At 51.1% G+C, this 1451-nt stretch carries 1 protein-coding gene; it reads right to left on the minus strand.

Annotated elements, in window-relative coordinates; genetic code table 11:
- Positions 1-1451 (minus strand): Ig and FN3 domain-containing protein (locus BUA78_RS20015; protein WP_238456893.1); only part of this gene is annotated, 1451 nt, incomplete at both ends.

The following is a 1451-nucleotide window of genomic DNA, read 5'->3' on the forward strand; positions in this document are numbered from 1 at the left end:
ACGTGGGAGAAGCTTCCGTCGCGGTTAAACACGACGCCTGTGGTGATTTTGCTTGCATCGACTCCTTCCGGGAGGGCGATGATTCGCTCTACGTAGGTGTTGAATTTGGTGCTCTCCACTGTCTTACCGGCATTTGTAGCGGTTATCACGAATTCTACCGGATCAACTACCATTTGATTGTTGTTCCGAGCCTCCAGGGTGGAGGCGGCGATTTTGACATCGATCAGGATGTCTTTAAGTTCAGCCTGCCGACCAAATTGCGAAGATACGCTGTCAATGTTGATTTGCGCCGCAGGCAGAACGTAGCTTACATTATTGGTTGTAATCTCAAGGATGGCCTCTTGGCCTTCCATGTTCTTGACGATCTGGCCGTTTAAGCGCCCGATAACCACATCCGCTTTGGTTGTCACCGGGATCGTTACAACAGCCTTTCTGCCTTCCTGTTTCAGTCTTTCTGCCAGTTGCTGATCGTCTATGGCAGCGGTGATGATTGTCTTGCCACCTACTTTTGTCGTATCGACCGCAGCTATCGTTTCCCCTTTGCCGTTGACAGTAACGTTCACTCCGCTTGTCGGCGGCGTACTCGGCGTGCTGCTGCCTCTGCTGCCGCCAGTGGAAGACTTATATGGCGTTACGGAATTGGACGGCGCTGATTGAGCACTGTTCCCTGCCGCATTTGTTGCCTTTACGGTAAAGGTGTAGCTCGTTCCGTTGCTCAAACCGGTAACAGTAATCGGGCTGCTTGTGCCTGTGGCAGTACTATTGCCGGGACTTGCCGTTACGGTATAGCCGGTGATTGGGCTACCGCCGTTGCTTGCAGGAGCGCTAAAGCTCACAGTGGCTTGTCCATTGCCGGCTGTGGCCGTTACGTTTGTCGGCGTCCCGGGCATGGTTCTCGGCGTGGTGCTGTGATTACCGGAAGTAGCGATGACATCATCATGATCATCAATGGCCCGAACTTCAAAGGTATAAGTCTGCCCATTGATAAGGCTCGTAACTTCATAATTGCAGACACCGCCTGCAACCGTTTGCACATATGAAGTGTCTTGATACACATAATAGGATACTGATTCAGGCACTTCATTCCAATCCAGGCGTACCAAACGGTCACCAGGCGTTAAAAGAAGGTTTAAGTCTCCTGGCTCGTTGACTGTCAAGGTTGCCGGATCAGTAATGATATTGCCAGCATCGTTGCTTACTTCTACGGTGTAGATTCCTGCATCCGAAGTCTGGGCATTGACTATATCCAACGTTGCAGAGGTAGCTCCGGCTATATCGATCCCATCTTTTTTCCATTGGTAGTTAAGCGGTTCCGAACCTGCCGCTGTTACTGTAAAAGTTGCTGTCTGTCCTATGGTCACCGTCTGGTTCTGAGGCTGGTCCGTAATGCTTGGCGCTACCGGATCTGTTGTCCCCGGATTAATTGTCAAGGTTGCCGAATCACTAAGGAT

Origin of the sequence: Desulforamulus aeronauticus DSM 10349 (assembly GCF_900142375.1) — a bacterium.
Classification (GTDB): domain Bacteria; phylum Bacillota; class Desulfotomaculia; order Desulfotomaculales; family Desulfotomaculaceae; genus Desulfotomaculum; species Desulfotomaculum aeronauticum.